The organism is Acinetobacter sp. YH12138, from assembly GCF_015218525.1.
GTDB lineage: Bacteria > Pseudomonadota > Gammaproteobacteria > Pseudomonadales > Moraxellaceae > Acinetobacter > Acinetobacter amyesii.
This window is the reverse complement of the sequence record NZ_CP048670.1, coordinates 2,427,539-2,446,336: the sequence shown is the minus strand read 5'-3', so window position 1 is coordinate 2,446,336 and position 18,798 is coordinate 2,427,539. Positions and strand designations below refer to the sequence as shown.

Genomic DNA, 18,798 nt, shown 5'->3' with positions numbered 1-18,798 from the left:
GTCAATTTGCTAATGAACGAAGCAGTTAAATATTTAAAGTATTTGAGGTGAATGTGTCTTCTTTAACAGACGTTTCCACACATGCCCTGACAGAAGCGCAGCAGCGTATTCAGCAGGATTTACTGACAGCGCTTGATGCATTTTCAATTCCAGAACCCTTAAAAGGGGCGGTGTATCATGCTGTGATGTTGGGTGGAAAACGCGTTCGACCGGCACTTTGTTATGCAACAGCAGCGTTAAAACCCAATACCAATTTTGCAGCCGTACGCCGTGCTGCTGTGGCGATTGAATTTATTCATTGTTATTCATTGGCACACGATGATTTGCCGTGTATGGACAACGATTTACTCCGTCGTGGTCAACCAACCTGTCATGTGGCTTTTGGTGAAGATACGGCTTTACTTGCTGGCGATATTTTACAATCGATGGCTTTTGAAGTTTTAGGCAGCCGTCTCTTTGATCAAGGCCCAGCCGTTGAAGCGCCGATCATCTTGAAGCAAATGCAAATTTTAGCGACTGCAACTTCAAAAATGGTCAATGGACAAGTCCTAGACTTACAAGCGGAAGGCAAGCATGTCAGTCAGGATGAACTAGAAAACATTCATCGAAATAAAACTGGTGCTTTAATTTCTGCTGCAATCATGATGGCGGCAGTGACGATATTTAATGGTACAGACCAAGCTATTCCTAAACTCCGCGAATTTGGTCTAGCGATTGGTTTAGCCTTTCAGGTGCAAGATGATATTTTAGATATTATTGCTGACACTGAAGCATTGGGTAAAACAGCAGGTAAAGATCAACTAGTGGATAAATCGACATATCCTGCGTTAATGGGTCTCGAGCAAGCGCAAGCTTATGCAGAAGAATTACATGCTCAAGCGCTTCAAGCTTTGGATTATTTTGCAGAAGATGCGGCAGAATTGCACAAGATCACGCAGTTTTTATTAAAACGTCAAAGTTAATATGACGCAGTAAAAGACCTCAGCCCACACATGTAATATGTTGTGGGCTTTTTTATATTTTGTATATTTGGAACAGAAGTCAATAAACCATCTACTGAATAGCTAAATGGATGACATGATAAAAAACAAAAAAGGACGCCTAGCGTCCTTTTTTTGCAGATATTAAAAATTAGAGCTTATATTTAAGTGCTATTGGTCTTAAATACTTTCTTTATAGATACGATCTGCTTCTTCAAATTTTTCAGTGACTTCAGCAGATGGTGCTTTGCCCATTAAGCTTACAATGATGATTGCAATGAGTGAGCAGATGAAGCCTGGTATAATTTCATAAACGCCTGTATCGCCCCAGAGGTTTTTCCATAGAATAACCATAACAGCACCAACCACCATACCTGCTAAAGCACCATTGAGTGTCATGCGTTTCCAGAACAATGACATGATAATCAGTGGGCCAAATGCAGCACCAAAGCCTGCCCATGCATATGCGACGAGACCAAGGACTTTAGAGTCAGGATTACCCGCCATATAGATCGCAAGCAACGCAATCATTAACACCATAATACGGCCGACCCAAACCAATTCTTTTTGTGAAGCATTTTTGCGTAAGAATGATTTATAAAAGTCTTCAGTTAATGTACTTGAGCAGACTAAAAGCTGACAGCTGAGGGTACTCATGATCGCAGCTAAAATCGCAGCCAATACGATACCTGCAACCCATGGGTTAAATAGAATTTTAGTCAATTCCATAAAGACCGTTTCAGGGTTTGCTGTAACGACACCTGCTAGTTCTGGATGCTGTTGGAAATAAGCAATACCGAAGAAGCCTGCTGCAACTGCGCCACCGAGGCAGAGCGTCATCCATGTCATACCAATACGGCGTGCATTGGGAATCGATTTAACTGAATCTGCTGCCATGAAGCGGACTAAGATATGCGGTTGACCAAAATAGCCTAAGCCCCATGCCAATAAAGACATGATTGCGACAAAACTTAAGTCAGCAAATACATTCATCGCTTGAGGGCGTGCCGCTTCTAGTGCCAGAGTGAACTGGCTTAAATCAGAGAATGACAACATGACCACGATAGGGGTAAGTAGCAAGGCAAAAATCATAAAGCCCGCTTGAATGGTATCGGTCCAACTGACAGCAAGGAAGCCACCAATAAACACATAGCTCACCGTTGCAATGGCACTGATCCAAAGCGCAGTGCTATACGACATACCAAACATACTTTCAAATAATCGAGCGCCTGCAACCATGCCTGAAGCACAGTAAATTGCGAAGAAAATCAAAATAATCACAGCAGACACGATACGTAAGATTTTCTTTTGATCGTTAAAACGATTTGAGAAATAGTCAGGTAGGGTCAGGGCATTATTTTGAACTTCGGTATGTACACGAAGACGACCTGCCACAAGTAACCAGTTGAGCCAAGCACCAATGATCAGACCAATTGCAATCCACATTTCAGATAAACCTGAAAGGTAAATCGCCCCCGGAAGACCCATGAGCAACCAACCACTCATATCCGATGCACCTGCAGAAAGGGCAGTGACAAAGCTCCCTAATCGGCGGCCACCTAAAATGTAGTCAGAAAAGTTACTGGTCGCACGGTATGCAAGTAAACCGATCACGACCATGGCGACAATATAGAAGAGAAAGGTAATTAGGGTGGGATTCAGGGAGCTCATACGGTATCCGCTTTGGCGTTGGACAATTGCGTTTAATTAGGGGACTCAATGGGATTTGCCTAAGCCAAGTAGGTGAAATCGAACGATAAGTCCTAAAACGTCAAAAAAATAACGTGAAATTTAAACATAAATTGACAAACTTTGCCTTCTTTTTTGTTTTGGGCATAAAAATGGGCCGTATATCACGACCCATTTTAATTAATGTGAAGATTTAGTTATTACGACCCATAACACCACGAATCGTATTCAGTACATCCGCAGGTAATACCACAGTTTTGGCATTATTAGATTTAGCCATATCTTGCATGGCTTTAACGTATTGTTCACCCAGTAAGTAAGCAACTGGAATTTCTTTATCGCCGACGGCTGAACTCACCATTTCAATTGCACGTTGAGAAGACTCTGCCAGTACCACTTGAGCTTCTGCATCACGACGAGAGGCTTCTAAACGACCATCTGCTTCTAAAATAGCCGCTTGTTTTTCACCGTCTGCCTTGGTCACGGTTGCACGACGTTGACGTTCAGCGGCCGCTTGCTCTTCCATCGCAGCTTGCATGGTATGAGACGGTTTAATATCTTGAATTTCTACAGTTTTAAGCGTAATACCCCAGTCAGAGATATCATCAGAAATAGAAGCTTTAAGTTTAGCCTTAATATGATCACGCGATGAAAGTGCATCATCGAGGTCCATTTCACCGACAATAGAACGTAAAGAGGTTTGAACTAAGTTTTGAATCGCCCATGTGTAGTTTTCAATACCGTAAACTGCTTTTTCAGGCGTGGTTAAATTGATATAAGCCACAGCATTCATCAGCAGTACCGCGTTGTCACGAGTGATCACTTCCTGAGAGGGAATATCTAACACGATATCTTTGGTTGTCACTTTATAAGCCACTTCATCGACATACGGAATCACAAAGTTCAGCCCCGGATTGAGCGTGGTATGGTATTTACCTAAACGCTGAACAATCCATTTATAACCTTGGGGAACAATACGGACACCTTTAAAAATGGTGACGGCTACAAAAACTAAGAGCGCTAAAAAAACAATAGAAACACCAGACATGTCATTTCTCACTTATTTATGGATTGTCAGTGGGGTGGTTGCTGCTGTGCAGTTGGACGACTAAATCATTGCCTAAAATATCGGTCACGCGAACACGGTCGCCGACTTGAAGTGCATCTTGGGTACGGCAATGCCATTCGTCTGAACCTAAAACAGGCATTGGGAAGCGAACTTTAACGCTGCCATGATTGAGCTGGGTTTGAATCACCATACCCACTTGGCCAATCGTCGCTTCACGGGACAGACCTGCTTTGGTTTTATCAATGGATAAAGGCTTAATAAATTTGAACCACAAAAATGTGCAGAGCACGGCAAAAATAATCCAAACCACAATTTGGACATTAAAGTCCATGGATGGAAAGATCCAATATAAGATCCCAACCAAAATTGCAGAGACGCCAAACCAGAGCGCAGCAAAAGACGGCAAAATTAGTTCAAAAAGCATCAAAGCGACGCCCAATACAAACCAGTGCCAAGGTTCTAAAATAAATTCCATACATCTACTCTTATATAAGGGTGAATTGATATAGATGAACCAGTATCTATATCAATGTAGCAGATGTATAACTCAATGAATATAAAAAAAATCGTTGAATTATATTTTCGCTTTTGGTGCTGGTTTAAAGGCCGCAGGGGACTGTTTAAAGTTATCGATCGCCTTAATAATGCTATTCACTTTGAGCTGTGCGGCTTTTTCACCTTCTAAAATCGTCGCATTGCTCGACTTCAAATCGAGTGTGCCGATATGTCCCACTTTAGGTTGAATCACGAAATTGGCATTTTTCAGTTCTTCATTAATACTTTGTTGTCCCATGATGTTAATGGTTTGATCGAGTAAACCAAACATGCTTACGGCTTTGCTACCATCAGGACGCGCAGAGATATCAACTGCAATCACGATATCTGCACCCATATCACGTGCGGTTTTCACTGGAATTGGGCTGACTAAGCCACCATCGACATATTTCACCCCTGCAATGGTTGCAGGTACAAATACATTCGGAATGCTGCACGATGCACGTACCGCTTGGCCTGCATTACCTCGGTTAAATTCAGTTTTACTGCCATTATCCAAACGGGTGGCTACAGCAGCAAAGCGCTTTGGAAATTGTTCAATTGATTTATTGCCGACGTTTTTATTAACAAAGTCTTGCAGTTTTTGCCCTTGAATAATGCCTTGGCTATTTAAGGTTAAATCACGAATATCGGACTCTTTAAAGTTCAAGGCCAATTGCTGCATTTGATATGGTGTTTTACCGCTGGCGTACAAGCTACCGACAAAACTACCCGCACTGGTCCCAGTCACAATCTTAGGTTTAATACCGTGTGATTCGAGCACTTTAAGCACACCAATATGAGCAAAACCTTTGGCACCGCCACCACCGAGCGCAATCGCGATCACCGGTTCACGTGCTTTGGCTGGTGTAGGTGTCGTGGTCGCAGGTGTTTTGGTTGCAGAATCACAGCCAGTGAGTGCCAATACAAAGAGGCTAGGAATCAGGTATTGCAAAAGTTTCATGGGTGAAATCTGATGGTTAAATATACAAAGTGCACATCACATCAAAAAAATAGCCATTTGACTAGGGCTTTTTCCAGTGCTTTTGTAACGGCAAGGCCAACCATTCGGGATTTTTCGGGGAAAATTTGCCATCATAAATCTTCAAAATTTTTTCGAGATCAGTTTCAAAATCTCCACTGGGTTCAAAAACACCCAAGCAATGAATGGTTTTCTTTGCATAATCAAAGCTAAACATCACAATAGGTATCTGTGCTTCATAGGCAATATAGTAAAAACCACTGCGGATTTTATCGGCTTTTTTTCGTGTTCCCTCAGGTGCCATTCCAATCCAAATTTGATCTGTCGCTTGGACAATCTCAGCAATTTCACGTGTCAGTCCATGTGGATTTTCACGTTGCACAGGGATCACGCCGACCCAATCCAAAAGTGGTTTTAAGGGAGTATCAAAAAGGGTGTTTTTACCAAAAATGGTTATTTTTATCCCGATTCCAAGCAAGGCGAGAAAACCATGCCATGCATCTATATTAGAAGTATGCGGAGAAATGATTGCCACAGCTTTGGCAAGGTTGGGAAATTCGCCGTCAAATTTCCATCCTTGTGCCAAGAAAAGTTTTTTAAAAATTGTTCGGCTCAGGATGGAACCGCGTGATGGAACTTGATCGGGCAAAACTGGAAATAATTGAGTCTTTTGATTCATTGCATATTCTTATATAAGTGAAATCCATTTTCGACGTGATGCACTTTAAAAATACGGCATCAGCATTGACCTTTATCTTAGGTTTATGATTTTTTTAGATCATTGGCAAAATAGCCGTATTTTGACTACTCTAAATGTAACTTCAGCGCACTCAACATTTAGGAACTTATGATCCAGCTTCGTCAGCTCAATCTTTTACTGTTTTCTTTATATTGGGCGCAAGGGTTACCTGTCGGTTTTATGACGCATGCTTTACCAGTGATTTTAAGAGCGCAAGGTGTGTCTTTGGCACATATAGGTGGCTTTGGATTACTCATGCTGCCATGGTCGATCAAAGTTTTTTGGGCACCGTGGATTGATCGACATGGTTCAAGGTCCAAAGGGCACTATCGGAGTTGGATTATTCCAATGCAGTTGTTGTCCGTGGTGGTCTTGGTCTTCCTGTCATTTTTGCCGATCCAAAGTTTGAATGAACCGATGTATCTGCTGCTGTTTTTTGTGGCTTTACTCAGTATGAATTTGGTTGGTGCGACTCAAGATGTCGCAACCGATGGCTTGGCCGTCAATATTTTAAAAACTGACCAACAGCACTGGGGCAATACCTTTCAGGTGATTGGTTCAAGACTCGGCTTTATCGTGGGTGGCGGTGCTGTGCTTTGGGCCTTGGATTGGTTGGATTGGCAAGCCACATTTCTGTTTTTAGCGGCATTGGTGTTCATCAATACGATTCCTATTTTTCTATATCGAGAACCTTTAAAGCCACAGCTCAACATAATTTCCTCTCAAGAGAATGATAACAACCATAAGCATACTTCAGGCTTGTTCTATGCTATTCGCCAGTATTTGGCTTATTTTACCCAAACTAAAACCCTCACACTGTGGCTCATGATCTTATTGAGTTTTAAGCTTGCAGATGGTCTAGCAGGTCCACTACTTAAGCCACTGATGGTCGATTTAGGATTGAGTTTTAGTCAAATCGGTCTGTATGTCACCATGCTAGGTGCAGTGGCTGCTTTAATTGGGGCAGGGCTTGCTGGTCTTAGCTTGAAGTATATTTCTCGGGCGCAAGCCTTGGTTTTCTATTCGGTATTGAAAATATTCAGTTTATTGGCCTATGCATGGCTGGCTTTGCAGTTCGAGGCAAAACGGCCCGTCCATGAATGGCTGATCTATGGGATCAATGCTGCCGAAGACATGATTTCAGCCATGCTGCTTGTGATCATGCTGACTTTGGTGATGCAATATAGTCGTAAAGCATTTGCAGCAACGGACTTTACATTTCAGGTTGCCATTATGGCGACGGTGAGTGGGGGGCTGTATAGCATCAGTGGCATAGTGGCCGATCAGTTGGGTTATAGCACTTATTTATTTTGGATCACAGGTTTGGCTGCATTGAGCTTAGTCCCGATTCTATTTTGGGGAAAAGCATCAAAAAATGACCAAAATCACTTCTAAATCATGATTTTGGTTGTTTTTTATCAGCTAAAGCACTAAAAGAGCAATGCAAATATTATTTTAATAATTTTGTAATATGTTTCCCGTGTGTAATATCTGTTACAAAATAATTTAAGGAAAATTTTTGATGAAAACTAAGTTAGCAGCGGCTATCGCATTGAGCCTTTTGGCTGGCTCAACCTTTGCAGCACCAACCTTCTACGGTGAAATTGATGCGTCTGTTGATTATTTACCTGAAGATAATAAAACGGGTGTTTCAGACAAAGATGTCGTTGAAATCAGTTCAAACAGTTCTTTCTTGGGTTTAAAGGGCGATGAAAAACTGACTGACCGTTTAAGCGCAGTTTATGCAATTGAATGGGCATTTAACTCAGACGGCGAAGGCGATGACTGGTCTAAGCGTAACCGCTTCGTTGGTTTGAAAGATGCGAAACTTGGTACATTGAAAGTCGGTGCACACGATACACCATTAAAACAATTGTCTAGTCCGGTTGATACATTCAACAACTACGTGGGTAACCGTGCTGATGTTACAGGTATCATGACGGGTGAAAACCGTGTAGATAACGTTGTTGTCTATGAATCACCAGCTTTTAAAATTGCTGAAGGTGCAATTAAAGTTAATGCATTGCTTGCAACAGGTGAGTCTTCAGGAATCAAGAGTGATAAAGGTGTAGTAAAAACTGCAGGTCGTGGTCTTGGCGATGCTTGGTCGGCGTCTGTTGTCTATGACAGCCCCGTTGTTGTCGCAGGTTTAGCGTATGACAAAGCCATTCCATCGAACTTTGGTGGCGTAGGGATGCTAAATAGTGGTTCATATACCGTGAATGATAAAGTTGTTTCTAATTCTGAAATAACCGGAACTAAAGTATTTGCAGCAGCAAATACAATTCGTGCGATCGGTCGTGTAAATCTTGAGGGTGGTTTGGCGCTCAAAGCACTGTATCAAACATCAGAGGTTGAGGCTGCTAAAGGTAATGATGTTGCAGCAGCAAATATTGATGATGCTCAAGGTTGGTTAGTCGGCGCAGAATACAATCTACCTTCTGCAAAAGCTTGGACAGTCAAAGCACAATATAGTCAAAATACCACGACTTATAAAGCAGGTGAGGATTACGAAGCTCAGCAATTCATAGCAGGTGCGGATTATGCATTTAGCAAACAAGTGAAAGCATATGGCTATGCGGGTTACTTGGCACTTGAAAAAGGTTCGAATGAAAGTGAACAACCTGTTCTAGGTACAGGTCTAGAATTTAAATTCTAAAACTTTGATTTAAGTTGTTCAAAAGGCGATGTTTTACATCGCCTTTTTTGATTTTTCTTGCTTGGTTTTGATCAGTTTTAAGTGATTTTTAAGTTTGAATTTTTAGATTGGGGCATCAAAGATCAATAATTGATGCCAATATGCTTCAGGTCATAGCTAAAATACAGCAAAAAATTCCAAGACTTAGTTTAAGTCAATTTAACCTCGTGCTTGCCTTATGGCTTGGGGTGGTTTTGAACCTCGCGTTTTATCAGCAAATCCAGCAGCTCACACCTTATACGGGATTGAAGGCCGGACTATTTTTAGCTGCAACCGTACTGGTGGTGGTGGCACTTTATAATGTGCTGATGCAACTCCTGCAATGGCGATGGAATTCAAAACTTTTGGCGAGTGTTTTGCTTATCATTGGTGGCTTGAGTGCCTATTTTGTCAATAGTTTAGGCGTGACCATTACATCTGACCAAGTGCAGAACATGATGCAAACAGATGTAAAGGAAGTGCAGGATTTAATCTCGCCACAATTTTTTATCTGGGTCTTTGGACTGGTTATTTTGCCAGTGCTATTGATCTGGCTTTTGCCACTGCATAAAGAAGCCCTAAGCACGGTCGTAGCCAAAAAGGGTCTACATATAGTGCTATCGCTCATCCTTTTGGGTGCTTTGCTGTTTGTTTATTTTGTCGATTATGCTGCGATCTTTCGTGAGCATCGTGACTTAAAAGGCATGCTCTCACCACAAAACAGTATCGCTTCGACATTTTCCTATTATCACAAAAAAGCACCGAAACAGAATTTGCCATTGTTGATCTATGGTGAAGATGCACATATGGTTGAAAACGTAAGCGCCAAAAGCTTACCAAAATTGATGGTCTTAGTGGTTGGTGAAACTGCGCGCGCGGAAAGTTTTTCACTGAATGGCTATGCTAAAAATACCAATCCTGAACTCAGTCAGCAAAATATTATCAATTTTAGCCAAGTCAGTTCATGTGGCACCGCAACCGCTGTGTCTGTTCCTTGTATGTTCTCGGGAATGCCGAGAACCGAATATGACGAACAGCTTGCAAGTCATCGCGAAGGTTTACTCGATATTGCACAGCGTGCAGGCTATAAGGTGACGTGGCTAGATAATAATTCAGGCTGTAAGGGTACATGCACACGTGTTGAAAAATATGAATTTCCTGAAGCGCTGAAGAAAAAGTGGTGTGATGCCGATGGCGAATGTCATGATGAAATCTTAGTGGATGGTTTGAAGGCATATTTGGCTTCGATCCCCAAAGCAGATCCAACTCCCCGTTTAGTTGTGTTACACCAAATGGGCAGTCATGGCCCTGCTTATTTCAAACGAAGTACCGCAGCGTTTCAAAAATTTAAGCCAACCTGTAATAGCAATGCCATACAGGGATGTAGCTCTACAGAATTAATAAATAGTTATGACAACAGTATTATCTATACCGACCATGTGCTGAGTGAATTGATTAACACCTTAAAAGTGACTGACCACTATCAAACAGGACTGTGGTATTTGTCCGATCATGGCGAGTCGACAGGTGAGCATGGCTTATATTTACACGGTTCTCCATACGCAATTGCACCGTCACAGCAAACCCATGTACCGATGTTGATGTGGTTTTCACCGGCTTGGCAAAAAAATAATTCAGCGCAATATACTTGTTTAATTGCACAAAAAAGCCAAAAATTAAGTCAGGATAATTTATTTCCATCGCTATTGAGTTTGCTCGATGTGCAGACTCAAGTGATTGATGAAAAAAGCAATATGTTGCAACAATGTACTTCAGTACAGCGCAGGACTTAAGCCCATGCACAAAATCCTTATTATTGAAGATGATTTCATGATTGCCGAATCGACAAAAACCTTGTTGAACTATCAACAGTTTGAAGTCGAGTGGGTGAATAATGGTATCGATGGCTTAAAGCTCATAATGCAAGGGGGGATTGATATCGTCTTGCTAGATCTTGGTTTGCCGATGATGGATGGTATGCAAGTCCTGAAACAAATTCGTCAAATGCAGCCCAAATTGCCGGTATTAATCATCTCGGCACGTGATCAATTACAAAATCGTGTAGATGGATTAAACCATGGGGCAGATGACTATCTAATTAAACCTTATGAGTTTGATGAATTACTTGCACGGATTCATGCGCTCCTTCGACGCACAGGGCAGAGTTCAGTCGAAGCACCACAGAAAATTTTAAAACATGGTGAATTGATTTTAGATATTGAGCAGCATCTTGCACGCTATAAGGGTCAATATGTCGATTTATCTAACCGTGAATGGGCCATATTGATTCCATTGGTGACGCATCCGAATAAGATTTTTTCGAAAGCTAATTTAGAAGATAAGCTTTATGATTTTGATAGTGATATCAGCAGTAATACTATTGAAGTGTATGTGCATCATCTCAGAACAAAATTAGACAAAGATTTTATTCGCACCATTCGTGGTTTAGGTTATCGACTCGGTTAAGGCAAAGGAATTATCAACCATGCAGCAGCCTTATTCTCTGAAAAAGAGACTAATTATTTATGTGTCTGTTTTCAGTATGCTTTTGGGCTGTCTTTTGGTGTTTTCAGCATATCGAATTGCGCTTGAAGAAATTAATGAAATTTTAGATGCACAAATGCAAAATTTGGCGGAACGTGTTGCAGAGCATGATCCGCAGCCCATTCGCAGTGAATTTGATCAACATAAGCATTATCACGAAGAAGATTTATTTGTTGATGTGTGGACCTATCAATCCAATGCACATCAAACCCATCAATTAAAATTATTGGTCGCGCCTCAGCCCAAAGCCGGTTTTTATACCCACAGTACCCAACAGGATGAGTGGCATACCTATATTTTGCCACTCACAGATCGGCAAATTCAGGTCAGTCAGCAAGAGTCGGTTCGGCAGCATCTTGCAGCAGAATTGGCCAGTAGCATGTTTATTCCCTATTTGGTTTTTATACCTTTTGCATTAATCGCTTTGGGATGGTTGATTCAACGCAGCTTAAACCCACTGGAAAAATTTAAAAAAGAACTGGCAAAAAGGGATGCCTTTGAACTTTCTCCAATCTCTCAAATGCAGTATCCAGAGGAAATTGCACCAACCATTATTGAAATGAACCAGTTGTTTGAACGAATTTCGTTGTCGCAGCAGGAACAGCGCCAGTTTATTGCTGACGCAGCGCATGAGTTACGGACCCCGATTACCGCACTGAATTTGCAAATGCAGATTTTGCTACAAAAATTTCCACAAGATGACGCTCTACAAAATTTGAGTAAAGGTTTAATTCGTATTCAGCATTTGGTCAGTCAATTATTGAGTTTGGCAAAACAAGACGCCTCGGTCTTTGAACTTGAGCGCAAACAACATTTTGATCTTAAGCAAGTCGCAACCAATTGCGTGGAGCAACTGGTACATTTGGCTATGCAAAAAGATATTGACCTTGGCATGGAGCAACAACAAAGCATTGCCTTATATAGTCTTGAGCCAACGGTACATTCAATCATTTTTAATTTGATTGATAATGCCATTAAATATACCCCTGCACAGGGCATGATTAATGTCTCCGTCTTTGAACATGCGGGGCAGGCGGTTGTACAGGTTGAAGATAGTGGGCCTGGCATCGACCCAGCTTTATATGAGCAAATTCGAAAACGCTTTTATCGAATTTATAATCATGAAGAAATTGGAAGTGGTTTAGGGCTGGCAATCGTGGATAAAGCCGCAAAACATATCGGTGCGGAATTGGAGTTTTCTAAAAGTGAAACATTGGGTGGTCTGAAAGTGAGTTTACAGATCCCATTTAGTGAATCATGAGTGACTCAATCATTTTCAGATCAAGCTCAATTCAGGGACTTAATTAGATCCATGTAAAAGGTTTGCTGTTTTGCTGCGTAGTCGATGCAGTGAAATGGCGAGAAAACAGCACATACATGACACAATTAAATGCCCAAATGATCCATACGGTCCAAAGGTTATGACTCAGAAAATGCGCACCCCGCATCATTTGCGCCCAGCCAAAAGCAAAGCCTAAAATCAGCCCTGCACATAAAAAGAAATAGGCACGGGCAGGTCGATGTATTCGATAAACAAAATATCCGGTGATTAGGGCAAAACCAGTCGCAGCATGGCCACCCGGGAAGCAGTGTCCTTGGCGTGCTGAAAAATCCCAAGAAAAGCCTTGGGCTGTGGCGACGGTCATATTCCAAGGGCAGGCATGTGCAGATTGTGATTTGAGTAAACCAATCATTGCCGTGCTGAGTAGAGCCACCACGATAAAATAGCCAAATTCAAACTTACGTGCTTTCAGATGCGGATATTTAAAACTGCATATCCACGCTGCGATATAGAGAACATAAACGCCTATAACGATATTCTTGATATAGCGATGGTTCAGCACAGCAAGTGCCCAATCATTACGATGAGGAAAACCACCATGTAGGTCGACCCAAGGCTGAATAAAAGCTTGGTCGAGCGAACCACCGACGGGGAAAACATAAAGGAGGCCAACCAAACTGAGTGTGAGCAGCAGCGCTTGTCGTAATAAAAAGGAACGGTTCGAGAGCATAAGTCGTGTGATGTGCTGAAATTATTTTGTTTGAATGCTGCTATTTGAAACCACGAAGCTTAAATCAGACTTAATCGGCTATGTGAACTGTATCGATATCGATAGCGAAGAAGGTGCATAAAGCAAAACGGGCATTGTGTTAAAGTTTTTGAAAACTCAGTAATAAAGATTTATGAGCATACGTGCAGTCCTTTTTGATTTAGATAATACTTTGACTCATCGAGATCACAGCGTTCAGGCCTATACGCAGTATTTAGCCGAGTCTTATCAGTCGACGCTGGTGGAGGTAGACCTTGTACAGATTAAACGTATTATTAATCGTATAGATAATGGGGGATATCCGAAAAAAGAACTCCTTACTCATCCGAGTATTGGGGCATCTGTCGCTTATGCTCTACAAACGGAGCTGGATTGGATACATCAACCCGATTTTGATGAGCTCACACAATTTTGGTTTCAGCACTTTGGTCAGTTCGCCGTGGCGATGCCGGGAGCATTGACCTTGCTGCAGCAACTAAAACAGCAGCAGTATAAACTGGCGGTGGTGTCGAATGGTGGACATGCCACACGCCTGAATATTTTGAATGGACTAGGTTTTGCATCGTATTTTGATCAGATCATCAGCTCGGAAAGTGCAGGCATCAGTAAGCCCAAAGTTGAAATATTTCAGTACAGTTGTCGTGAGTTGGGCGTGACGGAAACCGAGTGTTTATTTATTGGTGATCATCCTGTCAATGATATTTACGGTGCGAGCCAAGCAGGGATGTCTGCTGTATTGCTTGAAGGCTTTCATACTTTAAGTGCTGAACAACAGCACAGCATTCCGAATAAAATTCAGCATTTGGATCAGGTCTTAGATTTTCTAAAATAAGGTGATTTAAACTCAAGCTTTAAGCGAAGTTTAGGGTAAAAAAAGCGGCATAAATGCCGCTTTAGATTGTGTTGTTTAGAACATGTTTTCTTCAGAGTTTGCCGAAATACGGTGAATACTTAAGTCTGCACCACGGAATTCTTCTTCTTGATCTAGGCGGATACCCATTACAGCTTTTAATGTACCGTAAACGATAAATCCACCAATTAGTGCGATCGCAATGGCTAAGAATGTACCAATAATTTGCGACATCATTGAAATACCACCTAAGCCACCTAACCATTTTTGCCCAAATAAGCCTACAGCTAGGCCACCAAAAGCTCCACAGACACCATGTAGTGGCCAAACGCCAAGTACATCATCGACTTTGAGTTTGTTTTGAGTGTATGTAAATAGTTTGACAAAGATCAGACCTGCGATAGCGCCGATAATCAACGCACCGACAGGATGAACCACATCTGAACCTGCACAGATTGCAACCAAACCTGCTAAGGGACCATTGTGTAAGAAACCGGGGTCATTTTTACCCATAAAGTTTGCTGCAAGCGTGCCGCCCACCATTGCCATGAGAGAGTTAATCGCAACCAGTCCTGAAATGGCATCCAAACGTTGCGCACTCATCACGTTAAAGCCAAACCAACCGACGATTAAAATCCAAGAACCTAAGGCAAGAAATGGAATACTTGAAGGCGGGTGCGCGCTGATACGACCGTCTTTTTTATAGCGTCCATGACGTGCGCCAAGTAAAAGCACCGCAGCCAAAGCGATCCAACCGCCCATGGCATGTACCACGACCGAACCTGCAAAATCATGAAATGCTGCGCCAAATGTGCGTTCTAACCATACTTGTAGCCCAAAATTACCATTCCATGCCATGCCTTCAAAGAATGGATAGACCAAAGCGACCAATAATAATGTGGCAATCGCTTGAGTCCGCATTTTTGCACGTTCAGCAATACCACCTGAAATAATCGCTGGAATGGCTGCGGCAAAAGTCAGCAGGAAGAAACAACGCATTAAGTTGTAGCCATGATCGGCTGCTAAAGTGTCCCCAATATGAAAAAAGTGCTGACCATAAGAGATGTAATAACCCACAAAAAAGTATGCAATTGCGGAAATAGAAAAGTCAGTCAAAATTTTACTCAGCGCATTGACCTGATTTTTATGTCGTACTGTACCCAATTCTAAAAATGCAAAGCCAGCATGCATGGCAAGAACCAAGACTGCACCAAGAAGGAGAAAGAGGAGATCTATATTTTGCATAAGGTGTTCCAGTTTAGTGCGCTAGTTCACGAAAAGAAGTTCAGTATATCGAGCGGAATAATTTCGAAAAGAGGAGTGAGAGAGGGAAATTTTGATTAAAAAAACTAAAAAATGTAGAAGACTCGATATAAAGCAAAGACTTGCTTGAGCATGATAATAATGCACTAAAATAGTGCAATGGTGATTTGCAATGACAAAATTAAATGAATGATTATTAAGTGAAAAACTATGTTTTTAGAATTTGTTTAAAAAATGAAAAACAAATAGCGCCATTTCTGAGTTAATTCAGGGCAATTCATTATTTTGTATTTTTATCTGATTGATAGATGTTAGTGCGAGAATGAAACTGAAAATTGACGAATGATACATTTTTGGGAGTCTGTCTGAGCATCTTGTGGTCTTCAAAAGATGAAAGCTGGATGTCTTACCTGAACTGAAATAATGCCCAGATATTAACCAGTGAAATCTCTGCTGCTGCACTTTTAGATGGCGAATAAAACATTGAAGGGTGGGTCTGTGGTGATGGTCGTTGGGTCTGACTGTATTAGATGAAGTGTTAAATTTAAACGGTACAGGATTTTAGGGTTAAGCGTTGAATGCTTAAGCTAAACGCTGTGTATTTATCGCTTCAGCCCAGTCACAACATCCGCAACGCGGGCAGGCATCCTGTGCACCGTGAATGTACATGGTTTTGCCACAATGCGTACAGGCGTACAAATGATGCATTTTGATATCGCGAACCGCTTTATAGGGTTTCGGAAATAGTGGCAGTCCATAACGCACTTGTTCAGGTGGATAAAACAAAATACTAAATTTTCCATCACTTTCTAATAAACCAACTCGAACTTGTCCAAGATGCTCCACATTTTGCTGACGCATTTCAGAGAAGAATTCATCATGTGACATTTTACCTTGTTTAATCTTTTCTAAGACCAATTCACCATCTTCAACAATGTAGAGGGCTTTGCCTTCAATTAAATCTTCAAAGGGTTGGTATTTCATCATTAGCCAAGTGATTACGCGGTATAAACCAATCACTACCGTCATCACAATGAGCGCTTGTAAGAGGGGGAGTTCCTCTTCAAACATCGGGTCTCCTGCAATTGAACCCAAAGCAAGGAGGATGGCAACTTCAAAGATAGATAACTGACGCACGCCGCGTTTACCTGTTAGGCGTAAGAATACGATGATTAAAACGAACATAATGACGCTACGCAAAATCACTTCGGCAGCAAAAGTCCATGTAGTGTCATGGATGAAAATTTGAGTGAAATCCATGTCTCATCCTTTTTTATCGTTATGTGTTTTTAACTTAGCAAAGCGCTGGGCGATAAAGCAGCTCAATTGTGTTAATTTTTAAGCACTATTCGAAAAAGGATTTCATACTAAAGGTATTGTATGAATGAGATATTTGATGAAAAAAAGTGCTTTAAAATAGCCATAAAAAAAGCACCGACGAATCGATGCTTTTGATGTGGTCTGGCAATTTTTAAAGATGTTCAGTTATTTAATATGTTCTGCAATATTCGTAAAGATTACACCTAAACCATGTGCGCCAGCATCTGGATAGCCAAGACTACGGTCGCCTACAGTTCCCGCACGTCCCATACGTGCTACAATCTCTTTGGTATTTTCAGCGCCTTGAACCGCCGCTTTTGCACCAAGTACAAAGTTTTCTTTAAAGGTTTTATCTGTATGGGCAGACCAAGAATCTGCGCATGGCACAATTGCATCAATCAGGGTTTTATCACCCACCACTGCGCCGCGTCCAAATGAACGCTCACCTGTAGTTTGAATGCCTTTGACCGCTGCTTGCAGCATCTCGGTAAAGTCTGAAACGCTCAAAGCAGTTTTGCCTTGAATTGATTTAGCTGCTGCACGGAATGCTGAACCCCAGATTGGGCCAGATGCACCGCCACAGTGTTCCATAATGATCATTGAGCAGTTCAGCATGAATTCATCCATCTGCTGCGCTTGAATCAGACTTTGCCATTCACGTTTTAATTGCTTAAAGCCTTTCGCCACGCTCATACCGAAGTCGCCGTCACCAGCATACGCGTCCAGCTCACAGAATGGCACTTCATTTCTAATGATACAGGCAGACATCACATCCACCACATAACGCATGTTTTCGATGGTGAATTGCTCATTGCTAATCACCGCATGTTCAGGCTGTGTTTCAACTTGGGTGTTTACTACAGCTTCGGCTGAAGCATCTTTGGATACAAAAGTTAAAGGCTGTGCTGCTGAACCATCCATTTTAAATGCAGGGGTATTGGCTGCTGCATCGAGGTAAGTTTTCAATTGATCATCGACAGCAAGTAATGACACAGATGCACCATTCATGTCGATACTGGTCATATAGTTGCCAACAAATGTACGGTAAATTTTAATGCCTTTATTGGCAAGGTGTTGGCAGACATCGTTATTAAACACATACAGTTCTTGTAATGGTGTCGTACCAAAACCATTGACCAAAACTGCAACTTCTTTCATGTCTGGGCGGTCAAGGAACAGGTCATCCACGATGCGCTGTGCCATTTTTTTGGATGGCAAGATTTTTTCACGACGGATGCCGGGTTCACCGTGAATGCCGACGCCATATTCCATTTCGTCATCAGCCAAAATAAACGTTGGCGTGCCTTTGGCTGGAACAGTACATGAGCTATAAGCAAAACCAAGGCTAATGACGTTGTCCACAGCTTTTTGAGCAATCGCTTTTACGTCTGCAAGTTCTAAGCCTTTTGATGCTGCTGCGCCTGCAATCTTATGTACAAATACTGTGCCTGCAACACCACGACGACCTACTGTATATAGGCTGTCTTTAACCGCAATGTCATCTGCCACTTTTACATAGTCAACTTTAATGCCGTCTTCAGTTGCAAGGGCTGCGCCATTCTGGAAATTCATCATATCGCCAGAATAGTTTTTGATGATCATCAGCACGCCTTTGTCAGTTGCGACTTGCTGTAAGGCTTTATAGACCTGAATTTGCGATGGAGATGCAAATACATCACCACATACGGCAGCGTCTAACATGCCTGTGCCTACAAAGCCTGCATGGGCAGGTTCGTGACCGCTACCACCACCACTGATCAATGCCACGTTATTGTGCTTTTCTTTGCGTGAAATGATTTTGTGCGACTCGTTAAATGCGAGTTCTGGATGGGCAAGAACAAAGCCTTTGCACATTTCAATTACGATGTTTTCTGCACCGTTCATGAGTTTTTTCATTAATGCACCAATGGGTTATGAATTTGGGGAGATCTAAAGGTGATTATTATAAGGAAATTGGTGTGGTGTCTGACATAAAAGTGTAAAAAGGGCATTTAAGAAGTATCTCTTTAAATTAATAAACCTCTCCCTAACCCTCACTTGCGCTTCGTTTTAAAGCAGTGCTTTAAAATTTGCTCAGGAGAGGGAACATCCATTATTGAA

16 protein-coding genes are annotated in these 18,798 nt (G+C 41.8%); 7 read left to right on the top strand and 9 right to left on the bottom strand.

The features are described 5' to 3' along the window. The first annotated feature begins 53 nt into the window (after nucleotides 1-53). The gene (locus tag G0029_RS11805; protein ID WP_180107545.1) at nucleotides 54-962 is read left to right on the top strand and encodes a polyprenyl synthetase family protein; all 909 of its coding nucleotides are present in this window, start codon (nucleotides 54-56) and stop codon (nucleotides 960-962) included. Between the two features lie 198 nt (nucleotides 963-1,160). Here the strand turns inward: G0029_RS11805 and putP are convergent, their stop codons facing one another. The 5 genes from putP to G0029_RS11780 form a co-directional block, all read right to left on the bottom strand. Further along, entirely contained in the window at nucleotides 1,161-2,651 is a 1,491-nt protein-coding gene (gene putP / locus G0029_RS11800) for a sodium/proline symporter PutP (RefSeq protein ID WP_078193047.1), read from the bottom strand. 211 nt (nucleotides 2,652-2,862) lie between these two features. Then, entirely contained in the window at nucleotides 2,863-3,717 is an 855-nt protein-coding gene (locus G0029_RS11795; protein ID WP_180109779.1) for an SPFH domain-containing protein, read from the bottom strand. 16 nt (nucleotides 3,718-3,733) lie between these two features. Beyond that, nucleotides 3,734-4,213, bottom strand: a complete 480-nt coding sequence (locus tag G0029_RS11790) for an NfeD family protein (protein ID WP_078189968.1) — start codon at nucleotides 4,211-4,213, stop codon at nucleotides 3,734-3,736. 99 nt (nucleotides 4,214-4,312) lie between these two features. Further along, complete coding sequence (locus tag G0029_RS11785) at nucleotides 4,313-5,236, bottom strand: patatin-like phospholipase family protein (protein ID WP_180024072.1); 924 nt, start codon at nucleotides 5,234-5,236, stop codon at nucleotides 4,313-4,315. Between the two features lie 61 nt (nucleotides 5,237-5,297). After that, nucleotides 5,298-5,933 (bottom strand): 1-acyl-sn-glycerol-3-phosphate acyltransferase, encoded by a 636-nt coding sequence (locus G0029_RS11780; RefSeq protein WP_180092254.1) that lies wholly within the window; start codon nucleotides 5,931-5,933, stop codon nucleotides 5,298-5,300. Nucleotides 5,934-6,101: 168 nt separating this feature from the next. Between G0029_RS11780 and G0029_RS11775 the strand changes: the two genes are divergently transcribed. From G0029_RS11775 to G0029_RS11755, 5 genes are all read left to right on the top strand, one after another. Further along, nucleotides 6,102-7,388: an MFS transporter gene (locus tag G0029_RS11775; RefSeq protein WP_180107547.1), complete on the top strand. Its 1,287-nt coding sequence runs from the start codon at nucleotides 6,102-6,104 to the stop codon at nucleotides 7,386-7,388. A gap of 127 nt (nucleotides 7,389-7,515) precedes the next feature. Beyond that, a complete protein-coding gene (locus G0029_RS11770; protein ID WP_180107548.1) occupies nucleotides 7,516-8,652 on the top strand; it encodes a porin in 1,137 nt (378 codons plus the stop codon). Between the two features lie 140 nt (nucleotides 8,653-8,792). Next, nucleotides 8,793-10,463 carry a phosphoethanolamine transferase gene (locus tag G0029_RS11765; protein ID WP_180107549.1) on the top strand — a complete coding sequence of 557 codons (1,671 nt, stop codon included), beginning with the start codon at nucleotides 8,793-8,795 and terminating at the stop codon, nucleotides 10,461-10,463. Between the two features lie 4 nt (nucleotides 10,464-10,467). Next, complete coding sequence (locus G0029_RS11760) at nucleotides 10,468-11,136, top strand: response regulator transcription factor (RefSeq protein WP_180107550.1); 669 nt, start codon at nucleotides 10,468-10,470, stop codon at nucleotides 11,134-11,136. 19 nt (nucleotides 11,137-11,155) lie between these two features. Continuing rightward, entirely contained in the window at nucleotides 11,156-12,475 is a 1,320-nt protein-coding gene (locus tag G0029_RS11755; protein ID WP_180107551.1) for an ATP-binding protein, read from the top strand. Nucleotides 12,476-12,518: 43 nt separating this feature from the next. Here G0029_RS11755 and G0029_RS11750 read toward each other — a convergent pair whose 3' ends face one another. Beyond that, entirely contained in the window at nucleotides 12,519-13,226 is a 708-nt protein-coding gene (locus G0029_RS11750) for a phosphatase PAP2 family protein (protein WP_180107552.1), read from the bottom strand. A gap of 172 nt (nucleotides 13,227-13,398) precedes the next feature. Between G0029_RS11750 and G0029_RS11745 the strand changes: the two genes are divergently transcribed. Continuing rightward, nucleotides 13,399-14,097: an HAD family hydrolase gene (locus tag G0029_RS11745; RefSeq protein WP_180022306.1), complete on the top strand. Its 699-nt coding sequence runs from the start codon at nucleotides 13,399-13,401 to the stop codon at nucleotides 14,095-14,097. Between the two features lie 75 nt (nucleotides 14,098-14,172). Here G0029_RS11745 and G0029_RS11740 read toward each other — a convergent pair whose 3' ends face one another. The 3 genes from G0029_RS11740 to dhaK form a co-directional block, all read right to left on the bottom strand. Beyond that, nucleotides 14,173-15,360 (bottom strand): ammonium transporter, encoded by a 1,188-nt coding sequence (locus tag G0029_RS11740; protein ID WP_180107553.1) that lies wholly within the window; start codon nucleotides 15,358-15,360, stop codon nucleotides 14,173-14,175. Nucleotides 15,361-15,960: 600 nt separating this feature from the next. After that, nucleotides 15,961-16,638 carry a DUF421 domain-containing protein gene (locus tag G0029_RS11735; protein WP_078189957.1) on the bottom strand — a complete coding sequence of 226 codons (678 nt, stop codon included), beginning with the start codon at nucleotides 16,636-16,638 and terminating at the stop codon, nucleotides 15,961-15,963. Nucleotides 16,639-16,863: 225 nt separating this feature from the next. Beyond that, entirely contained in the window at nucleotides 16,864-18,594 is a 1,731-nt protein-coding gene (dhaK, locus tag G0029_RS11730; protein WP_180107554.1) for a dihydroxyacetone kinase subunit DhaK, read from the bottom strand. Nucleotides 18,595-18,798 lie beyond the last annotated feature (204 nt).

Coding starts and splice junctions, on each gene's coding strand:
- G0029_RS11755 (WP_180107551.1), top strand. CDS start 11,156: ATGCAGCAGCCTTATTCTCTGAAAAAGAGACTAATTATTTATGTGTCT.
- G0029_RS11750 (WP_180107552.1), bottom strand. CDS start 13,226: ATGCTCTCGAACCGTTCCTTTTTATTACGACAAGCGCTGCTGCTCACA.
- G0029_RS11765 (WP_180107549.1), top strand. CDS start 8,793: ATGCTTCAGGTCATAGCTAAAATACAGCAAAAAATTCCAAGACTTAGT.
- G0029_RS11795 (WP_180109779.1), bottom strand. CDS start 3,717: ATGTCTGGTGTTTCTATTGTTTTTTTAGCGCTCTTAGTTTTTGTAGCC.
- G0029_RS11775 (WP_180107547.1), top strand. CDS start 6,102: ATGATCCAGCTTCGTCAGCTCAATCTTTTACTGTTTTCTTTATATTGG.
- dhaK (WP_180107554.1), bottom strand. CDS start 18,594: ATGAAAAAACTCATGAACGGTGCAGAAAACATCGTAATTGAAATGTGC.
- putP (WP_078193047.1), bottom strand. CDS start 2,651: ATGAGCTCCCTGAATCCCACCCTAATTACCTTTCTCTTCTATATTGTC.
- G0029_RS11760 (WP_180107550.1), top strand. CDS start 10,468: ATGCACAAAATCCTTATTATTGAAGATGATTTCATGATTGCCGAATCG.
- G0029_RS11780 (WP_180092254.1), bottom strand. CDS start 5,933: ATGAATCAAAAGACTCAATTATTTCCAGTTTTGCCCGATCAAGTTCCA.
- G0029_RS11770 (WP_180107548.1), top strand. CDS start 7,516: ATGAAAACTAAGTTAGCAGCGGCTATCGCATTGAGCCTTTTGGCTGGC.
- G0029_RS11735 (WP_078189957.1), bottom strand. CDS start 16,638: ATGGATTTCACTCAAATTTTCATCCATGACACTACATGGACTTTTGCT.
- G0029_RS11790 (WP_078189968.1), bottom strand. CDS start 4,213: ATGGAATTTATTTTAGAACCTTGGCACTGGTTTGTATTGGGCGTCGCT.
- G0029_RS11740 (WP_180107553.1), bottom strand. CDS start 15,360: ATGCAAAATATAGATCTCCTCTTTCTCCTTCTTGGTGCAGTCTTGGTT.
- G0029_RS11785 (WP_180024072.1), bottom strand. CDS start 5,236: ATGAAACTTTTGCAATACCTGATTCCTAGCCTCTTTGTATTGGCACTC.
- G0029_RS11745 (WP_180022306.1), top strand. CDS start 13,399: ATGAGCATACGTGCAGTCCTTTTTGATTTAGATAATACTTTGACTCAT.